The organism is Microbacterium sp. 69-7, assembly GCF_001897985.1.
Lineage (GTDB): Bacteria > Actinomycetota > Actinomycetes > Actinomycetales > Microbacteriaceae > Microbacterium > Microbacterium laevaniformans.
The window spans coordinates 66,719-85,842 of sequence record NZ_MKRU01000086.1 but is presented as its reverse complement, the minus strand read 5'-3'; the positions used below and the strand labels follow the sequence as shown (position 1 = coordinate 85,842).

The window sequence follows — 19,124 nt, the reverse complement described above, 5'->3', positions numbered from 1 at the left end:
AGAAGAAAGAAGTGTCACCAATGTCCTGACACACGAACTGTCACCGATGTCCTGATACAGAACTGTCACCCATGTCCTGAGACATCACAGATGCCGCAACGCACCCCCGCCGACCGTCGATCGCCGCAGATCCGGGCCACCGGCGGCGTGGCGGAGCCGTCGTCGGTGATACTCTCGATCGGTACGCCTCCGTAGCTCAGGGGATAGAGCGTTGGTTTCCGGTACCAAAGGTCGCAGGTTCGATTCCTGTCGGGGGCACTCCACGTATCCGAGGTCGGCTGTCGTACGATCTCGCCCATGGTGACCGCGCGCACGCGCATCATCGTCGTCTTCACGAGGCAACGGCACACGCGCTCACACTGTGCGCCACCATCGCCGACGTGAGCTACTCGGCGGCCCCCACGGGTACGCGACACCCGACGCCATCGACAGGGCGCGCAGCCAGGGACCCGTCGAGGGTCAGTTGACGCAGGGCACCGCACCCGAGACCATCGGCTGCTGCGAGTTCGTGTAGCTCTGCGGGGTCGGCGAACCCGACGGTGACGGCGACGATCCGTCTCCCCCGTCGGAGGGAGAGCTCGGCGCGTCGCTCGCGGCGTCGGTCGGCGCGGCGGTCGGCGACGGCGGGTTGAGCAGGTCGCGCACGATGCCCGCGATCTTGTCCTGGTCGACGATGTTGACGCTCTCGCCGTCGATCGTGCCGAACCGCTCGACCGGCAGCGTCTGGAAGGTGATGTCACCGCCGGCGAGGCGCTGCGCGGTGCTCGCGAGGCTCAGCAGGTCGAAGCCCTGATCGATCGCGACGTACTGCTTCGCCGTGTCGATGAGCGAGCGCATCGCCCCGAAGTCCGTGAACGTCTGCGCACTCTTGAGCTTGACCGCGAGCGAGATCATGAACGCCTGCTGCCGGCGCGTGCGGTCGAGGTCGGTGAGATCGACGTTCTCGTACTGCGTGTCGCGACGCTGCCGCACGAACGCCATCGCCTGCGCGGCATCGATCTGCTGCATCCCCGCGGCGAAGTTCGCACCCGAGAACGTGTCGGCCGTCGCCTGGTTGAGGCACACCGTGATCGGCTGCACCGCCTGCGCGACGCGATAGAACGCGGCCATCGTCACTTCCACGAAGTGGTCGATGCGCACCCCGCCGAGAAACGACGAGACGGTTTGGATCTGTGCCTGCCGCGCCGCGTCGCGGGCCCGCTGATACGCCGTCGCTTCGTCGGTACCGTTGCCGGTCAGCTCGTCGTACGTCGCCTGGAACGTGCGGCCGTAGTCCTCCTTGATCTTGCCCTTCGTGACCCCGTCGGGTGCGTTCGCGTAGTCGACGTAGTCATCCCTCGGGATCGAAATGCCGACCGCCTTGCCGCCGTTGGCCGGGATGTGGATGAACATCAGCACGTTCGTGTTGTAGCCGCCGACGCTCTCATCCTCCGCGTGGATCGCGTCGTAGATCTCCTGCGGGAAGGGCTTGCCGTCCTGATCGACGCGACTGTCCAGTCCCATCACCAGGATGTTGACCTCACCCGTGTTCTGCGCGACCCCGGGGCTGGCCGACGGCATCGCGATGTCGGAGCGGTGGATGCCGTTGAGGTCGGAGGCCACGACGGCCACCACCGCGATGACGGCTGCGACGAACACGGCGAGAACTCCCACGGTCACCCGGCGGCGCCGGATCTGCACGCGGCGTGAGACGGGACGAGACGTTCGAGACACCGACAGATCGTGTCAGAGGCAACCTATCGCCCCGGTGTGAGAGGCCTGGGAGGATTATCCTCCCGGGGGATGCCGATGCACCCGCGGCACGATGTGGAGCCCGCCCTGCGGTTCATAGCGTCGAGACATGACCACCTCGAGCCTCACCCGTTCCTCGTCCTCCCTCCGCGCCGCCATCCTCTCGGTGCTCGGAAGCATGGTGGCGATCGGCGTCATCGCCATCGGCCTGCTCGTCGTTCCCGCCGCAGCCCTCCTCGTCTTCGGTCCCGCTCTGCTGGCTCGCTTCTGAGCGTTCGGCGACCGCCCGGAGACGACGCGGTGACCGTCGCTGCCGGTACGGTGAAGGCATGACGGAGACAGCGCCTGCCGCCTCCCCCGCAGGCGCAGATCAGCTCGCGACGACGCGGGCCCACGCTCTCGTGCGTCTCGTGCGCCATCTGCCGGCCACGCTGCTCACCGTGGCCGCCGTGTTCATCGTCGGCCTCCTTTCGCAGGGCCTGTGGTCGCCCTTCGACGAAAGCGCAGGCATGGACACGTGGGCGTACGGTCTGCCCGCGCTCGAAGCCGGTCGATGGTGGACGCCGATCACCGGCACGTTCTTCGTCGCTGAGCCCTGGCTGTTCCTGCCGACCCTGATCGGATTCATCGGGATGGGTGTGCTCGAGTACGCCCGCGGCACCCGGGTGGCCCTCGCGTACTTCTGGGTCGGCCAGATCGTCGCCGTCCTGGCGACATCGCTGCTGTTGGCCGCGCTCAGCGTCTTCTCCGGCTGGGAGTGGGTGCAAGACACCGCCACCACGCTCGATGTCGGTGCCAGCGGCGGCACCTTCGCATGCATCGCCGCCGTGATCGGTCTGCTCGCCTCGTCGTGGCGGCTGCGGGCATGGCTCGTGCTCATCGCGGTCGTCATCGTCGGCGTCCTCGTGCTGGGAACCGTGGCGGACCTCTCCCACCTCATCGCCGTGCTCGTCGTGCTCGCGTTCGATCGGACCCTGCGACCGCGTCGCGCCACCATCCGCGAGCAGCGCCTGATCGCCTTCATCGGCATGCTCGCCTTCGTCGGCATCGAAGTGATCCTGACGCTCATCCCTACCGACGGCCCGTTCGGGACCACCGACCCGCTCTCCAGCGACTGGACGACGACGGCCATCGACGTCGTCGTGGTGCTCGTGATCGCACAGGGCCTCCGGCGCGCGCGGCGCTGGGCGTGGATCTGCGCTCTCGTGCTGCTGGCGCTGAACATCCTGGCCGCGGCGCTGCTCGCGGTCATCGTCACGGACGTGCGGCTCGACCTCGGCGTCCCCGTCGACGGCGAGACGGCGATCGAGATCGGCAGCGGCCTGATCGCGCTCGTGCTGCTCGTCTATCTGATCGTGGTGCGCGCCGCGTTCTCCGGCGCCCGACGCAGCGCGCTCGGGGCGCCAGGCGCGCAGCCGAGCACCGCCGAGGTCGCCGACCTCATCCGCACGCACGGCGGCGGCACGCTGTCGTGGATGACGACGTGGGAGGGCAACAGCTACCTGCGCACGAGCACCGGCGTCGTCGCGTATCAGATCCGCGCCGGGGCGGCGATCGCCCTCGCCGACCCGCTCGGGCCCGAAGAGGGACGGGCCGCCTCTGTGGCCGAGTTCATCGCGGCATCCGAGGAGGCGGCCCTCATCCCGTGCTTCTTCAGCGCGGGAGCCGCCACGCAGGCGGCCGTGCCGGACTCGTGGCGCGCGCTCGTCGTCGCGGACGACACGATCGTCGACCTGCCGGGTCTGGCCTACACCGGCAAGCGGTGGAACTCGGTGCGCACCACCCTCAACCGGGCCAGCCGCGAGGAGATGGCCTTCCGCTTGACGCACCTGCGCGACGAGTCGTGGGGCGTGCGCACGCAGCTGCAGGCGATCTCGAACCAGTGGGTCGGCGAGAAGCAGCTGCCCGAGATGCGCTTCACGTTGGGAACGCTCGCCGAAGCGGACGATCCCGAGGTGCGCATCGCGCTCGCCCTCGACGCGCGCGGCGATGTGCACGGCTTCCTGTCGTGGATGCCGGTGTACGGCGAAGGCGTCGTGCGCGGCTGGACGCTTGACCTGATGCGCCGCCGCGAGCACGGGTTCGGGCCGGTGATGGAGTACCTCATCGGCAGCTCGGCCGTCGCCTTCCGCGACGAGGGTGCCGAGTTCATGTCGCTGTCCGGCGCGCCGCTCACCCACGAGTACCCGCCCGAGGCCCAGGGGCTCGCGGCGCTGAGCACGCGCCTGTCCGACGCGCTCGAGTCGGTGTACGGGTTCCAGTCGCTGCACCGCTTCAAGCAGAAGTTCCACCCGCGCTACGAGACCATGTCGCTGCTGTTCCGCGACGAGGCCGACCTGCCGCGGATCGGGGCGGGACTCGCGCGCGCGTTCCTGCCCTCCGCGACGACGCGGCAGTTCGCGAGCGCGGGGCTGGAGTTGCTGCGCGGCGAGCGCTGAGCGTCGACGGATGCCGCGGCGCGCTCAGTCGTGACCGACGAGCGTGAGTCCGACGACGCACCCGACGAGGCCGAGGATGAGCAGCAGCCGCACGAGCGAGAACTGCTCGTCGCCGGTGATCATGGCGTAGGCGACGGTGAGCGAGGCCCCGATACCGACGTCGGCTGAAACCTTCGGACGTGCCGAGCGCGGTCGCCCAGACCGCTTCGAGAACGCCGGAGACGATGAGGATGACCCAGGACATGACGTGACCTTCCGGCCAGTCTTGTCGCTCACCGGGTACTGGGATCCCTCGTCCGGAGACCCTGTCGGGGTCTTCGTGCAGACTAGCGGTTCTTCCTGATCACGAGCCGGGCGCGACGAGGAAGACCGCGTCCCACAGCCCCGGATTGTGTGCGTGCACGAGGACCGCGAAGACGACGGCGTCGAAGAGCAGATGCACCGTCACGACGTAGCCCAGCGAACGGGTCTTGAGGAAGATGACCGCTTGCAGGAGAGCGAACGGGATGGTGAGCACCGGCCCCCAGGCGCGGTAGCCGAGCTCCCAGAGGAAGGAGACGAACACGACCGCCTGCAGCAGATTGGCCGCGGCATCCGGGAGATGGCGACGCAGCAGTGCGAACACCGTGCAGATGAAGAAGAGCTCGTCCCAGATGCCCACGGCGCCGACGCCGACGAAGAGCCGGGCGATGAGGTCGGGGCTGTCCACCGCCGCGCCAGGGGAAGCGGATCGCGCGATCGCAGTAGACCCATCGCGACACGGCGTACGGCAACGCGACCGCGCCGCCCAGGGCCAGAGTGAATCGCAGCATCGAGACGGTGTCGAGCTTCGCCTCCAGCGAGATCGAGCTCACCACCAGCATCCCCATCGCGATGAGCGACAGATCCCGCGCGAGCGACGGCGTGGATGCCGCGACCCGGCCCCGCTCGAGGGCGATCGCGCCCGCGACCCCGACGACCAGAAGGGCGATGCCGAGTAGCGGCTGGCGCAAGACGAAGAACGCCGGGGCGGCCAGGCACACCGCCCCGGCGGGAATGACGCCCATCCCGAGCCGCCGTGCGCCGGCGCCCTCTGTCACGGTCGACGGCGCGTTCACGCGTCGGACGTCGCGCGCGGCAGGCGGCGGTAGACGAGGTCGCGGATCTCGCGACCCTTCGCGATGCCCTTGCGCTCGAACGCCGTCATCACGCGCCCGTCGAACCGCTCGGCCCATTCACCGTCGAACGCCGGGACGAACTCCTCGGCATCGGCCAGGACCTCACGCATCTGCCGCGCGTAGTCCTCCCAGTCGGTCGCGAGCCGCAGGCGTCCGCCGTCGCGCAGCGCCCGTGCCGCCAGCGGCGGAAACGGCGGCGCGATCAGTCGACGCTTGTTGTGCTTGGCCTTGTGCCAGGGGTCGGGGAAGAAGATCCACAACTCGTCCACGCTGGCCTCCGGCAGCAGGTGCTCGAGGACCTCGGGGGCGTTCGCCTCGACGAGACGGAGGTTGCGGATGCCGGCGCGGTCGGCATCGAGCATGGTGCGCGCGAGCCCCGCGCGGAACACCTCTACCGCGAGAAAGTCGCGGTCGGGCGCGGCGGCCGCAGCGCTGACGATCGCATGACCCTGGCCCGATCCGACCTCCACGGTCAGGGGCGCGGCGCGGCCGAACACCTCGGCGGGCACGATCGAGGTCCCCGGAAGCACGCTGGTCGCCGCGGCATCGCGCTGCACGTCGATGACGTACCGCGAGGCCAGCTCCGCCCAGGCGCGCTCCTGCGCGTCGCTCATCCGGCCGCTGCGGCGCACGAACGAGACGGGCTTGTCGCGGAAACGGGGAGCATCTGTCTCGTGCGGCATCCGACCAGGGTACCGGCGAGCACTCCGGTTATAGAGGTGACGACGGGTTCAGGCGGTGACGAAGTCGATGAGCTCTTCGACGCGTCCCAGCAGCGCCGGATCGAGGTCGCGGTAGCTGTGCACGGCTGCGAGGATGCGCTGCCACGTGCGGGCGATGTCGGCCTGGTCGCGGGCGGGCCACCCGAGAGCCCGGCTCACGCCCACCTTCCACTCGATGCCGCGGGGCACGTCCGGCCACGCCGCGATGCCGAGCGCACGCGGGGTCACGCACTGCCACACATCGATGTGGGGGTGGCCGACGATCCGCACGTGAGGGCCGTGCGGCCCCCGGGCGACGGCGTCGGCGATGCGCGACTCTTTCGACCCGGGCACGAGGTGATCGACGAGCACTCCGTAGCGTCGTCCCGGTCCGGGCGGCTCCTCGCGCAGCACCTCTTCGAGCAGGTCGACGCCCTGCAGGTACTCGACGACGACGCCCTCGACGCGAAGATCGTCGCCCCACACCTTCTCGACGAGCTCGGCGTCGTGGCGGCCTTCGACGAGGATCCGCGAGGCGCGGGCCACGCGGGCGCGAGTCGTGTCGGCGGCGAACGAGCCGGAAGCGGTGCGGCGGGGTCCGGATGCCGCGGCCTTCGGCGCCTCCAGGACGACCGCCTGCCCGTCGATCAGGAAGCCGCCGCCGAGGGGGAACAGTCGACGGCGACCGCGGCGGTCCTCCAGCTCGACATGACCCGACTGGATGCCGGTGACGGCGCCGCAGAAGCCGTCGCCGGCGATCTCCACGACGAGGTCCGGCGCGGCTGCCACGCGGGGCACCGCGCGGCGCCCCGCGTCGCGCCATCCCGCGGCCAGAACGTCTGCGCCATAGCGATCGGGGCCGAATCCGTCGTTGTCCATGGTTCCTCCGAACGCGACACCATACCCGCCCCCGCCGCCGCGGGCGCGGGGACAGGCCGGGGAGGGCAAGACCCACGGCATGCCCGCAGCTCGCCTATCGGGTCATGCCGTTCGCGACATAGGATCGGCGTGAGGAGCGAGGTTCCCGCACCTCGCACAGGGGAGGAACACGCATGCGTGGGCGTTTGTGGTTGGCGCTGACGGCGGCAGCGGCGATCGTCCTGGGCGCCGCAACCGCGGCGATCGCCACGGGCCCCGTGGCTCTCAGCTCGTCGCGCGTCGTGGATCAGTCCGGCGTGCTGACCGGTGCGCAGATCTCCGAGGTCGATACGCGCTTGCGCGCCCTCACCGTAAAGTCGGGCGTCGATCTCTGGGTCGCGTACGTCCCCCAGTTCACCGATCCGTCGACGCCCGAGGACTGGGCGAACCAGACGGCGCAGAACAACGGTCTGGGCCCGCACCAGTACCTCTTGGCGATCTCGACGGACGGCCGTCAGTACTATCTGTCGGGCTCCTCGGCCGGCCCCGTGACCGGCGATGAGCTCACCACGATCGAACGCGAACGGGTGCAGCCGGCGCTGTCGGCCGGCAACTGGGTCGGCGCCGCCACCTCCGCTGCCGACGGCCTGGCCGACGCCATCGCGGGAGGAACCGGCGGCGCCGGGGTCGACGCCGCCGGCATCATCACGCCGATCCTGCTCGTCATCGTGGTGATCGCCCTGGCCGGGCTCATCATCTGGATCGTGATGCGCTCGCGCAGGCGTCGATCGCCCGCGGGGCCCGGCACGGAAACACCGCCCGCGCCCGTGAGCATCGAGGATCTCACGCGCCGCGCGTCCTCGGCTCTGGTTCAGACGGACGACGCGGTCAAAACGAGCGAGCAGGAGCTCGGGTTCGCCCGTGCGCAGTTCGGCGACGAGGCCGCCCGCGAGTTCGAGTCGGCGCTGGCCAGCGCGAAGGCTCAGCTCGATGAGGCGTTCGCCCTCAGGCAGAAGCTCGACGACGAGAGCCCCGACAGCGACGACGACACGCGCGCCTGGAACATGCGCATCATCGAGCTGTGCGAGGCCGCCGACGCGCACCTCGACGAGAAGGCCGCGGCATTCGACGACCTGCGAAAGCTCGAGCAGAACGCCCCCGACGCGCTCGCGCGCCTCCGCGAGAAGAAGGAGAGCGTGGCCGGCGCGCACGACGCCGCCGTCGCGACGCTCACCGGCCTGACGAGCGCGTACGGCCCGCTGACCCTGACCGCGATCGCCCACAACCCCGAGCAGGCATCGCAGCGCCTCGCGTTCGCCGACACGCTGCTGGACCCCGCCGCCGCGCAGATCGCCGCCGGCAACACGTCCGCCGCGGCGGTCAGCATCCGCGCCGCGGAGGACGCCGTGGCCCAGGCCGAGATGCTGCACAACGCCGTCGCGCGCATGAGCGCCGACCTCGCCCAGGCGGAGACGGATGCCGCGGCCCTCATCGCCGACCTGGAGACCGACCTCGCCGCGGCAACGGCCCTGCCCGATCCGGACGGGCGTCTGGCCCCCGTGATCGCGGCCACGCGCGCGCAGGTCGAGGCGGCGCGGCCGCTGGTCACCGGGCCCGGCAAGCGTCCCCTCTTCGCCCGCGAGGGCCTGGACCGCGCCAACGCACAGATCGACGCGGTTCTGGCCGGCATCCGCGACGAGCAGGAGCGCGCCGCGCGCGCGTCCGCGCAGCTGGGCGGTCTCCTCGCACAGGCGCAGGGCGAGATCTCCGCGGCAGAGGACTTCATCTCTTCACGCCGAGGCGCGGTCGGCGCCGAGGCACGTACCCGTCTCGCCGAGGCGGGCGCGTCACTCGTGCAGGCCCGCCAGCTGCAGCAGAACGATCCCGCACAGGCTCTTGCCGCCGCACAGCGCGCGCACGAGCTGGCGACGCAGGCGATGCAGGCGGCGCAGAACGATGTCGGCGTCTTCCAGAGCGGTATGTTCGGCGGCTCCGGCGGATCGCAGCGCACGGGTTCGGGCGGCGACATGATGGGCGCCATCCTCGGTGGCATCGTCCTCAACTCCCTGCTCAACGGTGGCGGCGGCAGCCGCTCGCGCTCCGGCGGCGGCTTCGGCGGCCTGGGCGGGGGCGGCAGCATCTCCCCCGGCGGGTTCGGCGGCGCCGGCAGCCGCGCGCGCCGCGGCGGAGGTCGCTTCTGAGCCCGGCATCCGCTCGCCGACTTCGACCGCACGATCCCCTCGCACCCTGGGAAGTCTCCCGTTAGGAAAGGAAAAACGATGGCAAAGCAGTCCATCTTCGGTCGCATCTCGACGCTCGTGAAGGCGAACGTCAACGCCATGCTCGACGCCGCCGAAGACCCGCAGAAGATGCTCGATCAGCTGGTGCGCGATTACACCAACTCCATCGCCGACGCCGAGTCCGCGATCGCCGAGACCATCGGCAACCTGCGCCTGCTCGAGCGCGACCATGAAGAAGACGTGCGCGCCGCCGCCGAATGGGGCAACAAGGCTCTCGCCGCCAGTCGCAAGGCCGACGAGCTGCGTGCGAGCGGCAGCACCGCGGATGCCGACAAGTTCGACAACCTCGCCAAGATCGCGCTGCAGCGCCAGATCAGCGAGGAGAACGAAGCCAAGGCCGTCGAGCCGACGATCAGCTCTCAGACGGAGGTCGTCGCCAAGCTCAAGGACGGCCTCAACGGCATGAAGCAGAAGCTGGAGCAGCTGAAGGCCAAGCGCAGCGAGCTGCTCGCCCGCGCCAAGACCGCAGAAGCGCAGAACAAGGTGCACGACGCGGTCAAGTCGATCGACGTGCTCGACCCCACGAGCGAGCTCGGCCGCTTCGAAGACAAGGTGCGTCGCCAGGAGGCGCTCGCCGCCGGCAAGGCGGAGCTGGCGGCATCCACCCTGGACGCGCAGTTCAACGAGCTCGAGGACGTGGGTGAGCTCACCGAGGTCGAGGCGCGCCTGGCTGCTCTGAAGAGCGGCGGCACCGGCGCGGCGGCGCTGGAGAAGTAGGCAGGATGACGGTCCGCGTCCCGGGGTTCGCCGCACGGCGGATGCCGGGACGCGGACGTCGCGGGGCGCGCAGGGAAGGAAGGGAAGATGACCCGCTTCGTGGTGGTTCCGCAGTGGCAGGGCTCCCCCGCCGCGCGCGCGATGTTGCTCGTGGACGGCGCCGAGGCGATCGCGGGCGACCTGCCTCGCGCGGCGACCGCGCGCGTGGACGTGCCGGCAGAAGCCGGTGAAGCGCTGGAGACCGGCATCCGGCGTTTCAGCGCGCTGCATCGCGTCGCCGACGCCCTCACCGCGGAACTCGCGGTCAGCGACGAGGCGGCACTCATCGTCGGCGGCGACTGCGGCGTCGCCGTCCCCGCGATCGCCCATTATGCCGCCCGACACCCGGAGCTCGCGGTGGTCTGGTTCGACGCGCACGGCGACCTCAACACGGCCGCGACCTCGCCGTCGGGCGCGTTCGGCGGCATGGCCCTGCGCGCCGTGCACGAGAGCGGACCGGTGCCCGGAAGCGGCGCCGTGACGGCCGATCGTCTCGTGCTGGTGGGCGCCCGCGATCTCGACCCGGGCGAGGCCGTGCACCTCGCCGAGAGCGATATCCGCAGCGTCGCGGCCGACGCGATCGGCGACGGCGCGGCGATCGCCGCCGCCGTGGCAGCCACGGGAGCGGAGGCCGTCTACATCCACGTCGACCTCGACGTGCTCGACCCGGCCGAGCTCACCGGTGTGACCCGGCCGACGCCGTTCGGCCTGACGCTGCGGGAGCTGACCGCGGCGATCGCCGCCGCGCGACGCACCCTCCCCCTGGTGGGTGCGTCGATCGCCGGATTCGCTCCGGCGTCTCCGGCCGCGGCCGTCGACGACCTCGGCACGATCCTGCGGGTCGTCGGGGCGCTCGCGTGATCGCGTCGCCCCCGCCGGGCTGGCAGGAACGGGCGGCCCGCGCCGTGGCGCGCGGACGCCGCCTCGATACGCTGATTCCCGGCATCCTGCTCGACTCCCCCCTCAGCCTCGTCGGCTTCTGGTGGGGAACCGCCGTGGGCTGGATCTGGGGCTCGCTGTGGTCGACGGGTCGCATCGATCGGCGCGGAGGCCTCTGGGTGTTCACCGGCATGCCGTCGTGGACGTTCGGCCGCGGCGGGGTCTGCGTCGGCGGGTGCTTCTTGACCGACTCACCGCGCATCAGCGATGACGTGCTGCGTCACGAAGCCGTGCACGCGCGCCAATGGCGCCGCTACGGCTTTCTCATGCCGCTGCTGTACGCCCTGGCGGGACGCGACCCGCTGACGAACCGGTTCGAGATCCTCGCCGGCCTCGAAGAGGGCAACTATGTGGCGCGCGGAGCGTGGGCAGGCACGGTCAGCGAGAGCTGACCAGCCCGAAACGCGCCGGTGTGTGCACCGCCGCAGGCGAGATTCCGAGGCGCTCGGTGAGGTGGTCGAAGATGTCGGCGGTGCCGAGGAATCCGCCGAGAAGGTGGATACGGGTGCCGTCCTGGCACGTCGACTCATCGCCGTCTGCGCAGAGCATCTCATCGGCCCACGCCGTCACGGCCCGGCTGACGGCCTGGCCGGGAGCACAGGAGCGGCCGGTTCCGGGCTGGCCGCTGCGACGTGAGCGGTCGAGCCAGGTGACGACCATCCGCGCCGGAACCGCGATCGGCGTGATCCACGAGGCGTCGGGAACCTCGATAAAGACACGACCGGTCGAGCAGATCGGCAGCGTCGCGATGAGCGCCTCCAGCTCGGCCAGCGCATGCTCGTCCGCCGTGATGAGCTGCTGCACCCGCGCGTGACGAGACGCCTTGCAGGCGGACTCGTCGTGCACAGCACGCAGCGCGGAGGAGGTCATCCTTCGATCATACGCCCATTAAGGCGAGCCTTACCTCAGCGTTCGATGAGGATCGTCGCGAGCGCGTCCACCTCGTCGCGGCGGAGGCCGTGCGCGACGAGGTAGCCCGCCGCCGACCCGAAGCGCTCGCGCACATCCTCCAATAGCGCCTGCATGACGGGTGCCGGCGAGCGTGTCGCGAGGTCTTCGAGATGGCGAGCGTCGGGGTGCACGCTGCGCAGATAGGCGAGCACGCGAGCATTGCGCCGCGCCGGGAGCAGCTGTTCCGTACGCGCGTAATCGGCCACGATCGCGTCATGCTCGACGCCGACGGCGTCCAACAGCAGCGCGACGGCGACGCCCGTGCGGTCCTTCCCGACGGTGCAGTGCACGAGCGCCGGTGCGCCCTCGAGGACGGCGCGGACGACCTCGACCATCCGATCGGCCGACTCGTCGACGAGGCCGCGGTAGACGTCGGCGAGCGAGCGGTCCTCGACGAAGAAGGAGGCGACCGAACCGAGGAAGAGCGGGATCCGGATCGTCTCGAGATCGAGGCCGGCGACGCGGCTGGGCTCGACGGCCACTTCGTCGTCGGCGCGGAGGTCGACGACGCGACGGATTCCGAGACCGACGAGATCTTCGCGGCCGGCCTCGTCCAGCCCGGCGAGATTGCCGGAACGGAACAGCACACCCGCACGCGTGACGCCACCGCCCGCCGGGAGCCCGCCGACGTCGCGGAAGTTCAGGGCGCCGGAGACGATGCTCATGCCGGATCGTCTCCCGCGCCCGTCTGGCCCCCGCGCGGCGGGACCGGGTACTTTCCGGCGATCGTGATGCGGTTGAAGGCGTTGATCGACACGAGCAGCCAGCTGATCGCGACGTACTCCTGCTCCGAGAGGATGCCGCCGACGCGGTCGTAGACCTCGTCGGGCACACCCTCCTCGTGGATGAAGACGTAGCACTCCGCCAGTTCGAGAGCCGCGCGCTCGCGGGCCGAGAACACGCCCGAGTCCCGCCAGGCGGCGAGCTGGGCGATCTCATCGATGCCGAGACCCGCCGCGACCGCGCGGTCGACGTGCACGCGCACGCAGTACGCGCAGCCGTTGAGCTGCGAGGCGTGGATGAGCACAAGCTCACGCAACCGCGCATCGATGCCCGCCTCGGCGGCGATCGTGCCGACCGTCTGGGAGAACGCCTCGAGGGCGTCATACGCGGGACGGGCCGACCGGGACAGGTGGACGCGACGCTCGGTGCTCATGCGATCAGCCTAGGACGGGTAGACGACGACCGCTGCGAGCGCGGATCGCGGCACAATGTCCGAATGGATGAGTTCTCCTTCCTGGCCGATCAGTCCGCCGAGCTCGGCATCGATGCCGTGCCGCCCGTCCGCCGCCTCACCCACCGCCTCGACGACGGTCGTGTCGTCAGCGCGCTGCAGTACGGGGATCCCGTCACGGCCGCCTTCACTCCCCCGCAGGTGACGCTCCTGCACGGCGCCGGCCTCAACGCGCACACGTGGGACACGACGGTGCTCGCCCTCGGCATCCCCGCCCTCGCCGTCGACCTGCCGGGTCACGGCGACTCGTCATGGCGGGCGGATGCCGCGTACACCGGAGGCGTCCTCGCGGCCGACATCGCGCCCGCTGTCGCCGCGTGGACCGCGGCCACGCCGCAGGTGCTCGTCGGCCAATCGCTCGGGGGCCTGACAGCAGCCGCGCTTGCCGCTGCGCACCCGGAGCTGGTGCGCGAGCTGATCGTCGTCGACATCACCCCCGGCATCGACCCGGACGGCGATGCCGCACAGATCGCCGCTTTCTTCGCCGGCCCCACCGACTGGGCCAGCCGCGACGAGCTCGTCGAACGGGCGCTCTCGTTCGGCCTCGGCGGATCCCGTGGGGCTGCGACGCGCGGTGTCACCCTCAACTCGCGCGTGCGCGCGGACGGCCGCGTCGAATGGAAGCACCATTTCGCGCACCTCGCGAACGCGCTGGCCGGTGACGCGGATGCCGCGGCGAGCGCAGAGGCGCAACGTCACGCGATCCGCGGCGCGCTGACCGCCGCGGGGTGGGACGACCTCGCCGCCGCTGCCGCTCCGATCACGCTCGTGCGCGGATGTCGCGGGTTCGTGACGCCCGCGGATGCCGACGACTTCCAGCACCGCCTCCCGACGGCATCCGTCGTCGAGGTCGACTCGGGCCACAACGTGCAGGAGGAGCAGCCGGTGGAACTGGCCCGCCTCATCGCACAGGTCGCGCGCGGCTGAGTCGACCGGTCGCATGACGCTCGGTGTCACCCCAGCGAAGACCGATGACCGCACCGACCGCCGCAAAGCCTAGGCTGTAACGCGCACCCGAGTCCGCGGGCCGCTGCGCACAGCACACGCGCACGCCCGCGCTGCCGAAAGGACACCTCTCACATGCTTCGCCGCACCACCGTCGCCGCCGCGCTTCTCGCCGCCGGGGCCCTGCTGCTGAGCGCCTGCTCCGGCGGATCCGCACCCGACGCCTCCCCCACCGCGGTCACGCCCGACCCCGACGCCGTCGTGACCGTGCGCCTCGTCTCCGAGCCGAGCAACCTCGACATCCGTGAGACCGCCGGCGCCGCCCTGGACCAGATCCTGATCGACAACGTCTACCAGGGCCTCGTCTCGCGCACGCCCGATCAGAAGATCGAGCCGGAGCTGGCCAGCGACTACAAGATCTCGTCCGACGGCCTCACCTACACGTTCACGCTCCGCGACGGCGTCACCTTCCACGATGGCTCCCCGCTCACCGTCGATGACGTCGTCTGGTCGCTGGAACAGGTCAAGTCCACCGCGTCGTACAGCGACTCCGACCGCCTCGCACGCGTACAGAGCATCGTCGCGAACGGCAAGGACGTCGTGCTCACGCTGAGCCAGCCCGACTCCAGCCTGCTGTGGAACCTCACCGGCCGGGCAGGTCTCGTCCTCAAGAAGGACGACACCACCGATCGCAAGACGAAGGCGAACGGCACCGGGCCGTACAAGCTGACCAGCTGGAAGCAGGGCGACTCGATCACCTTCGACCGCAACGACGCCTTCTGGGGCGACAAGGCCAAGGTCAAGGAGGTGGTGTTCAGCTACATCCCCGACAACCAGGCTGCCCTCAACGGTGCCCTCGCACACGAGCTCGACGTGGTCACGGGCTTCGACGCCAACCTCAAGGACCAGATCGAGGCGAACGGTGACTTCACACTCGTGCTCGGCAAGTCCACCGACAAGGGCACGCTCGCGATGAACTCGACGAAGGCGCCCCTGTCCGACAAGCGGGTGCGCCAGGCGATCCGTCAGGCCATCGACCACAACGCGATCGTCAAGGCTCTCGGGGCCGGCCAGACGCTGTACGGTCCGATTCCCGAGCTCGACCCCGGCTACGCGGATCTGTCGTCCACCGCCCCGTTCGACCCGGCGGCCGCGAAGAAGCTCCTGGCCGACGCCGGGGTGTCGGACCTCACGCTGACGCTCACGATCCCGTCGTTCTACGGCACGACCGTGTCTCAGATCCTCGTGTCGAACCTCAACGACGTGGGCATCACCCTGAAGGTGAAGGCCGTCGAGTTCCCGACGTGGCTCAACGACGTCTACATCAACAAGAACTACGACCTCAGTTTCGTGCTGCACACCGAGGCCCGTGACTTCGAGAACTGGGCGAACCCCAACTACTACTTCACCTACAACAACCCGGAGGTGCAGAAGCTCTACCAGCAGTCACTCAGCGCGACCGACGAGCAGACCTCCGCCGACCTGCTGAAGCAGGCCGCGAAGATCGTCGCGGACGATCAGGCCGCCGACTGGCTGTACAACGGTGCGTCCATCGTCGCGGTGGGCACGAACGTGAGCGGCTTCCCTTCCGTCAACGTCAACGAGCGCATCAACCTCGCCGAGCTGGCCAAGAGCAAGGGGTGATCCGTTACGCGCTGACGCGACTGGCCCTGCTGCTGCTCGGCCTGTTCGTCGCCAGTGCGCTGATCTTCCTGACGCTCCGGGTCCTTCCCGGCGACGTCGCTCAGCTCATCGCCGGGATCGATGCGGGCCCGGCGCAGGTCGCCGCGATCCGTGAGCGCCTCGGGCTCGGAGAGCCCCTTGCGGTGCAGTACCTGTCGTGGATCGGCGGTGTCTTCCGCGGAGATCTCGGCCAGTCGCTGCTGACGGGCGCCCCCGTGGCGGGGCAGCTCGCCGAGAAGGCGCAGGTGACGATTCCGCTCGGACTGATGGCGATGACCGTCGCCCTGCTGATCGCACTGCCGTTCGGAGTGCTCTCCGCCGTTCGCCGCGGCCGTCCCGACGGCACCGCCCTCTCCGTCGGCGCCCAGGCCGTGGCCGCCGTCCCGGTGGTGTGGGCTGGCATGATGCTGGTGCTCGTGTTCGCTGTCTGGCTCGGGTGGCTGCCCGCCCAGGGCTTTCCCCGCGCGGGGTGGAGCGACCCGGCATCCGCGATCCGTGCTCTGCTGCTGCCGGCGATCACGATCGGCGTCGTCGAGGGCGCGATGCTCATGCGGTTCGTCCGTTCGGCGACCCTCCAGGCGACGGGAGAGGACTTCGTCCGCACCGCGGCGGCGAAGGGCCTCACCCGCACGCAGGCCCTCATCCGGCACGGACTGCCCACGGTGGGTCTGTCGATCATCACGGTTCTGGGGCTGCAGGTGGCCGGCATCATCGTCGGCGCCGTCGTCATCGAGCAGCTGTTCAGCCTGCCCGGCATCGGACGCATGCTCGTGGAGGACGTCGGCAAGCGTGACCTGCTCAAGGTTCAGGGCGAACTGCTCGCGCTCACCGGGTTCGTGCTCGTCGTCGGCTTCGCCGTCGACCTCGTCCACCGGCTGATCGACCCTCGGCAGCGGGAGGCGGAATGAGCAGGTTCGCCTGGCTGCGTCGACTGTGGGCGCTGTCGACGGGACGCTTCGGTCTCCTCGTCGTGCTGACGATCGGCGTCGTCGCACTCGTCGCACGGTTCTGGTTGCCGTTCGATCCGCAGGCGGTCGACGTCGACGGCCGGTGGGCTCTGCCGGGGTGGCCGCATCTGCTCGGCACGGACGGCGCGGGCCGCGACATCCTGAGCCTGCTGATGGCCGGCGCTCGCACGACGGTCTGGGTGGCGCTCGGCGCCGGTCTCGTGGCGACGGTGATCGGTGTCGCCCTCGCCGCCCTCGGCGCACTCACCGCGCGGTGGCTGCGCGAGAGCGTCGCCGTGCTCGTCGACATCCTCATCGCGTTCCCCGTTCTTCTGATCGCCATGATGATCTCGTCCGTGTGGGGTGGCTCGCTGTGGGTGGTGATCGTCTCGGTCGGCATCGGCTTCGGCGTCAACATCGCGCGCGTCACGCGCCCGGAACTCCGCCGCGTGCTGCACAGCGACTTCGTTCTCGCCGGTCGAGCCGCCGGTCTCACTCCCTTCCAGAACCTGTACCGGCACCTGTTGCCCAACATCGCCCCGGTCTTGATCGTGCAGCTGTCGTGGGGCATGGCCGTCGCCGTCCTCGCCGAAGCCGGGCTCAGCTACCTCGGGTTCGGCGCCCCCCTCACCGAACCCAGCTGGGGGCTGCTGCTGAAAGACCTGCAGCAGTACATCTCGGTGCACCCGTTGAGCGTCGTCTGGCCGGGACTGGCGATCACGATCACGGTGCTGGGGCTCAACCTCCTCGGGGACGCACTGCGCGAGGCGACCGACCCCACCCTCACGCGTCGGCGCACGGCGGCGCAGACCCACACGACGGCGGTGATCTCGTGAGCCTGGTGGTGCGCAATCTGTCGATCGAGATCGACGGTCGCCGCGTCGTGGACGACATCTCCTTCGACGTCCCCGACGGCGCGCGCGTGGGCCTGATCGGAGAGTCGGGGTCGGGCAAGTCCCTCACCGCCCTCGCGATCCTCGGCCTGCTGCCGGACGCCGCCACGGCCACGGGCAGCATCCGATGGAACGAGCGCGAGCTGATCGGTCTGCCGGACCGCGAGCTCGCCCGACTGCGCGGCGATGAGATCGGCATCGTCTTCCAGGAGCCGCGCACCGCCCTCAATCCGATCCGCACCGTCGGCCGCCAGATCGCCGAGTCCGTGCGCATCCACGAGGGCCTCGGGCGCAGGGATGCCGCGGCCCGCGCCATCGCAGAGGCCGAGCGGGTTCGGCTTCCCGACCCCGCCCAGATCGTCCGTCGCTACCCGCACCAGCTCTCCGGCGGTCAGCGCCAGAGGGTGGCCATCGCCATGGCCCTCGCCTGCCGTCCTCGCCTGCTGATCGCGGACGAGCCGACGACGGCGCTCGACGTCACGATCCAGGCGGAGGTGCTCGAGCTGCTCGCCGGCCTCGTCGCGAGGGACGGCATGTCGCTGGTGTTCATCACGCACGACCTGGCGGTGCTCTCCCAGATCGCCACGCACGCCGTCGTGCTCGAAGACGGGCGCGTGGTCGAGCACGGGCCGCTCTCACGACTGCTCACGGCACCGGCATCCCCGGTGACGCAAGGCCTGCTGCGCGACGCCACCGCGACGCTGTGGCGACCGGGGGGTGCGGCATGAGTGCGGACGCCCTGCTGAGCGCGCGGGCCGTCAGCCGTCGCTTCCGCCAACGCGGAACCGGACTGTTCGAGCGGACACGATGGACCACGGCGCTCGAGGACGCCGACATCGACGTCTTCGAGGGCTCCGCCGTCGGCATCATCGGCGAGTCGGGCTCGGGCAAGTCCACGCTCGTGCGTGTGCTGCTGGGGCTGGACGCGCCCACGACCGGCACGGTGACGGTGGCCGGACGCACGGTGGATGCGAGGGCCTCTGCGCGCTCGCTGCACTGGCTGCGACGCGAGACCGGCATCGTGTTCCAGGATCCGTACGCGTCGCTGGATCCCCGGATGAGCGTCGGAAGGATCATCGGCGAGCCGCTCTGGGCGCTGGAGATCCCGGGCGATCGTCGTGCGCGCGTGCGCGAGGTGCTCAAGGCGGTCGGCCTCGAGGCGGCGATGGCCGACCGCTACCCGCACGAGTTCTCGGGCGGGCAGCGCCAGCGCATCGCCCTGGCGCGCGCGATCGTGCACCGCCCGCGCATCCTCGTCGGCGACGAGCCGCTCTCGGCGCTCGATGTCACCGTACGCGCGCAGATCCTGGAACTGCTGCGCGAGCTGCGCCAGCGCGAACAGCTCACCCTCGTGATGGTGTCGCACGACATCGGCGTCGTGCAGAACCTCTGCGACGAGGTGATCGTCATGAAGGACGGCCGCATCGTCGAGGAGGGCCCGACGGAGAAGGTCCTGCTCGCGCCGCAGGTCGCCTACACGCGTCGGCTGCTCGCCTCCATCCCGGTGATCGACCCACCGCGGGACTGATCGCTGCGCGGGCGAGGGCATCGGACAGGCGCGCACGTCGGATGCCGGGCGTAGGGTGACGCC

18 protein-coding genes, 1 tRNA gene, 2 pseudogenes and 1 riboswitch are annotated in these 19,124 nt (G+C 70.3%); of the genes and pseudogenes, 13 read left to right on the top strand and 8 right to left on the bottom strand.

What is annotated here, in order from left to right:
- Positions 1-185 precede the first annotated feature (185 nt).
- Positions 186-258: transfer RNA gene (locus tag BGN98_RS09555), tRNA-Arg, on the top strand.
- A gap of 201 nt (positions 259-459) precedes the next feature.
- Here BGN98_RS09555 and BGN98_RS09550 read toward each other — a convergent pair.
- Entirely contained in the window at positions 460-1,713 is a 1,254-nt protein-coding gene (locus BGN98_RS09550; RefSeq protein ID WP_288121109.1) for an LCP family protein, read from the bottom strand.
- A gap of 127 nt (positions 1,714-1,840) precedes the next feature.
- Between BGN98_RS09550 and BGN98_RS09545 the strand changes: the two genes are divergently transcribed.
- Together BGN98_RS09545 and BGN98_RS09540 are read left to right on the top strand one after the other, a co-directional pair.
- The gene (locus BGN98_RS09545) at positions 1,841-2,002 is read left to right on the top strand and encodes a hypothetical protein (protein WP_288121107.1); all 162 of its coding nucleotides are present in this window, start codon (positions 1,841-1,843) and stop codon (positions 2,000-2,002) included.
- Positions 2,003-2,060: 58 nt separating this feature from the next.
- Positions 2,061-4,169 (top strand): bifunctional lysylphosphatidylglycerol flippase/synthetase MprF, encoded by a 2,109-nt coding sequence (locus BGN98_RS09540; RefSeq protein WP_288121105.1) that lies wholly within the window; start codon positions 2,061-2,063, stop codon positions 4,167-4,169.
- 24 nt (positions 4,170-4,193) lie between these two features.
- On the opposite strand, the pseudogene BGN98_RS09535 reads toward BGN98_RS09540, so the two are convergent.
- The 4 genes and pseudogenes from BGN98_RS09535 to BGN98_RS09520 all read right to left on the bottom strand — a co-directional run bounded on the left by BGN98_RS09535 (position 4,194) and on the right by BGN98_RS09520 (position 6,906).
- A pseudogene (locus tag BGN98_RS09535) lies at positions 4,194-4,413 on the bottom strand (DMT family transporter).
- 10 nt (positions 4,414-4,423) lie between these two features.
- Positions 4,424-4,490: riboswitch (guanidine-III (ykkC-III) riboswitch) on the bottom strand.
- 22 nt (positions 4,491-4,512) lie between these two features.
- Positions 4,513-5,215 (bottom strand): annotated as a pseudogene (locus BGN98_RS09530) (CPBP family intramembrane glutamic endopeptidase).
- A gap of 47 nt (positions 5,216-5,262) precedes the next feature.
- Positions 5,263-6,009: a tRNA (guanosine(46)-N7)-methyltransferase TrmB gene (gene trmB, locus BGN98_RS09525; protein ID WP_288121103.1), complete on the bottom strand. Its 747-nt coding sequence runs from the start codon at positions 6,007-6,009 to the stop codon at positions 5,263-5,265.
- A gap of 48 nt (positions 6,010-6,057) precedes the next feature.
- A complete protein-coding gene (locus BGN98_RS09520; protein ID WP_288121101.1) occupies positions 6,058-6,906 on the bottom strand; it encodes a DUF3097 domain-containing protein in 849 nt (282 codons plus the stop codon).
- 173 nt (positions 6,907-7,079) lie between these two features.
- On the opposite strand from BGN98_RS09520, the gene BGN98_RS09515 reads away from it, so the two are divergent.
- The 4 genes from BGN98_RS09515 (at position 7,080) to BGN98_RS09500 (ending at position 11,272) form a co-directional block, all read left to right on the top strand.
- Positions 7,080-9,086 carry a TPM domain-containing protein gene (locus tag BGN98_RS09515; protein ID WP_288121099.1) on the top strand — a complete coding sequence of 669 codons (2,007 nt, stop codon included), beginning with the start codon at positions 7,080-7,082 and terminating at the stop codon, positions 9,084-9,086.
- 78 nt (positions 9,087-9,164) lie between these two features.
- On the top strand, positions 9,165-9,902 hold the full coding sequence (locus BGN98_RS09510; protein ID WP_016463332.1) for a PspA/IM30 family protein: 738 nt from the start codon (positions 9,165-9,167) through the stop codon (positions 9,900-9,902).
- An 87-nt stretch (positions 9,903-9,989) separates the two neighbouring features.
- Positions 9,990-10,802: an arginase family protein gene (locus tag BGN98_RS09505; protein ID WP_016463333.1), complete on the top strand. Its 813-nt coding sequence runs from the start codon at positions 9,990-9,992 to the stop codon at positions 10,800-10,802.
- A complete protein-coding gene (locus tag BGN98_RS09500; protein ID WP_016463334.1) occupies positions 10,799-11,272 on the top strand; it encodes a hypothetical protein in 474 nt (157 codons plus the stop codon). Before BGN98_RS09505 ends, BGN98_RS09500 begins: the two co-directional genes overlap by 4 nt.
- On the opposite strand, the gene BGN98_RS09495 is transcribed toward BGN98_RS09500, so the two are convergent.
- Genes BGN98_RS09495 through BGN98_RS09485 form a run of 3 tightly spaced genes read right to left on the bottom strand, consistent with a single transcriptional unit; the run spans position 11,259 to position 12,987 of the window.
- On the bottom strand, positions 11,259-11,750 hold the full coding sequence (locus tag BGN98_RS09495; RefSeq protein ID WP_016463335.1) for an SIP domain-containing protein: 492 nt from the start codon (positions 11,748-11,750) through the stop codon (positions 11,259-11,261). The genes BGN98_RS09500 and BGN98_RS09495 overlap by 14 nt on opposite strands.
- 35 nt (positions 11,751-11,785) lie before the next feature.
- A complete protein-coding gene (locus BGN98_RS09490) occupies positions 11,786-12,496 on the bottom strand; it encodes a tyrosine-protein phosphatase (protein ID WP_005048393.1) in 711 nt (236 codons plus the stop codon).
- Entirely contained in the window at positions 12,493-12,987 is a 495-nt protein-coding gene (locus BGN98_RS09485) for a carboxymuconolactone decarboxylase family protein (RefSeq protein ID WP_288121091.1), read from the bottom strand. The genes BGN98_RS09490 and BGN98_RS09485 overlap by 4 nt, the downstream gene beginning before the upstream one ends.
- 63 nt (positions 12,988-13,050) lie before the next feature.
- Between BGN98_RS09485 and BGN98_RS09480 the strand changes: the two genes are divergently transcribed.
- The 6 genes from BGN98_RS09480 (at position 13,051) to BGN98_RS09455 (ending at position 19,061) form a co-directional block, all read left to right on the top strand.
- Entirely contained in the window at positions 13,051-13,992 is a 942-nt protein-coding gene (locus tag BGN98_RS09480) for an alpha/beta fold hydrolase (RefSeq protein WP_288121089.1), read from the top strand.
- 153 nt (positions 13,993-14,145) lie between these two features.
- Positions 14,146-15,654: an ABC transporter substrate-binding protein gene (locus BGN98_RS09475; RefSeq protein WP_288121087.1), complete on the top strand. Its 1,509-nt coding sequence runs from the start codon at positions 14,146-14,148 to the stop codon at positions 15,652-15,654.
- The gene (locus tag BGN98_RS09470; RefSeq protein ID WP_288121085.1) at positions 15,651-16,601 is read left to right on the top strand and encodes an ABC transporter permease; all 951 of its coding nucleotides are present in this window, start codon (positions 15,651-15,653) and stop codon (positions 16,599-16,601) included. Before BGN98_RS09475 ends, BGN98_RS09470 begins: the two co-directional genes overlap by 4 nt.
- Positions 16,598-17,476, top strand: a complete 879-nt coding sequence (locus tag BGN98_RS09465) for an ABC transporter permease (protein ID WP_288121083.1) — start codon at positions 16,598-16,600, stop codon at positions 17,474-17,476. Before BGN98_RS09470 ends, BGN98_RS09465 begins: the two co-directional genes overlap by 4 nt.
- Positions 17,473-18,261, top strand: coding sequence for an ATP-binding cassette domain-containing protein (locus BGN98_RS09460; RefSeq protein ID WP_288121081.1), 789 nt, complete (start codon positions 17,473-17,475; stop codon positions 18,259-18,261). The genes BGN98_RS09465 and BGN98_RS09460 overlap by 4 nt, the downstream gene beginning before the upstream one ends.
- Positions 18,258-19,061 carry an ABC transporter ATP-binding protein gene (locus BGN98_RS09455; protein ID WP_288121079.1) on the top strand — a complete coding sequence of 268 codons (804 nt, stop codon included), beginning with the start codon at positions 18,258-18,260 and terminating at the stop codon, positions 19,059-19,061. Before BGN98_RS09460 ends, BGN98_RS09455 begins: the two co-directional genes overlap by 4 nt.
- The last annotated feature ends 63 nt before the right edge of the window (positions 19,062-19,124 follow it).

Coding starts and splice junctions, on each gene's coding strand:
- trmB (WP_288121103.1), bottom strand. CDS start 6,009: ATGCCGCACGAGACAGATGCTCCCCGTTTCCGCGACAAGCCCGTCTCG.
- BGN98_RS09515 (WP_288121099.1), top strand. CDS start 7,080: ATGCGTGGGCGTTTGTGGTTGGCGCTGACGGCGGCAGCGGCGATCGTC.
- BGN98_RS09485 (WP_288121091.1), bottom strand. CDS start 12,987: ATGAGCACCGAGCGTCGCGTCCACCTGTCCCGGTCGGCCCGTCCCGCG.
- BGN98_RS09510 (WP_016463332.1), top strand. CDS start 9,165: ATGGCAAAGCAGTCCATCTTCGGTCGCATCTCGACGCTCGTGAAGGCG.
- BGN98_RS09480 (WP_288121089.1), top strand. CDS start 13,051: ATGGATGAGTTCTCCTTCCTGGCCGATCAGTCCGCCGAGCTCGGCATC.
- BGN98_RS09540 (WP_288121105.1), top strand. CDS start 2,061: ATGACGGAGACAGCGCCTGCCGCCTCCCCCGCAGGCGCAGATCAGCTC.
- BGN98_RS09475 (WP_288121087.1), top strand. CDS start 14,146: ATGCTTCGCCGCACCACCGTCGCCGCCGCGCTTCTCGCCGCCGGGGCC.
- BGN98_RS09490 (WP_005048393.1), bottom strand. CDS start 12,496: ATGAGCATCGTCTCCGGCGCCCTGAACTTCCGCGACGTCGGCGGGCTC.
- BGN98_RS09545 (WP_288121107.1), top strand. CDS start 1,841: ATGACCACCTCGAGCCTCACCCGTTCCTCGTCCTCCCTCCGCGCCGCC.
- BGN98_RS09455 (WP_288121079.1), top strand. CDS start 18,258: ATGAGTGCGGACGCCCTGCTGAGCGCGCGGGCCGTCAGCCGTCGCTTC.
- BGN98_RS09495 (WP_016463335.1), bottom strand. CDS start 11,750: ATGACCTCCTCCGCGCTGCGTGCTGTGCACGACGAGTCCGCCTGCAAG.
- BGN98_RS09520 (WP_288121101.1), bottom strand. CDS start 6,906: ATGGACAACGACGGATTCGGCCCCGATCGCTATGGCGCAGACGTTCTG.
- BGN98_RS09505 (WP_016463333.1), top strand. CDS start 9,990: ATGACCCGCTTCGTGGTGGTTCCGCAGTGGCAGGGCTCCCCCGCCGCG.
- BGN98_RS09465 (WP_288121083.1), top strand. CDS start 16,598: ATGAGCAGGTTCGCCTGGCTGCGTCGACTGTGGGCGCTGTCGACGGGA.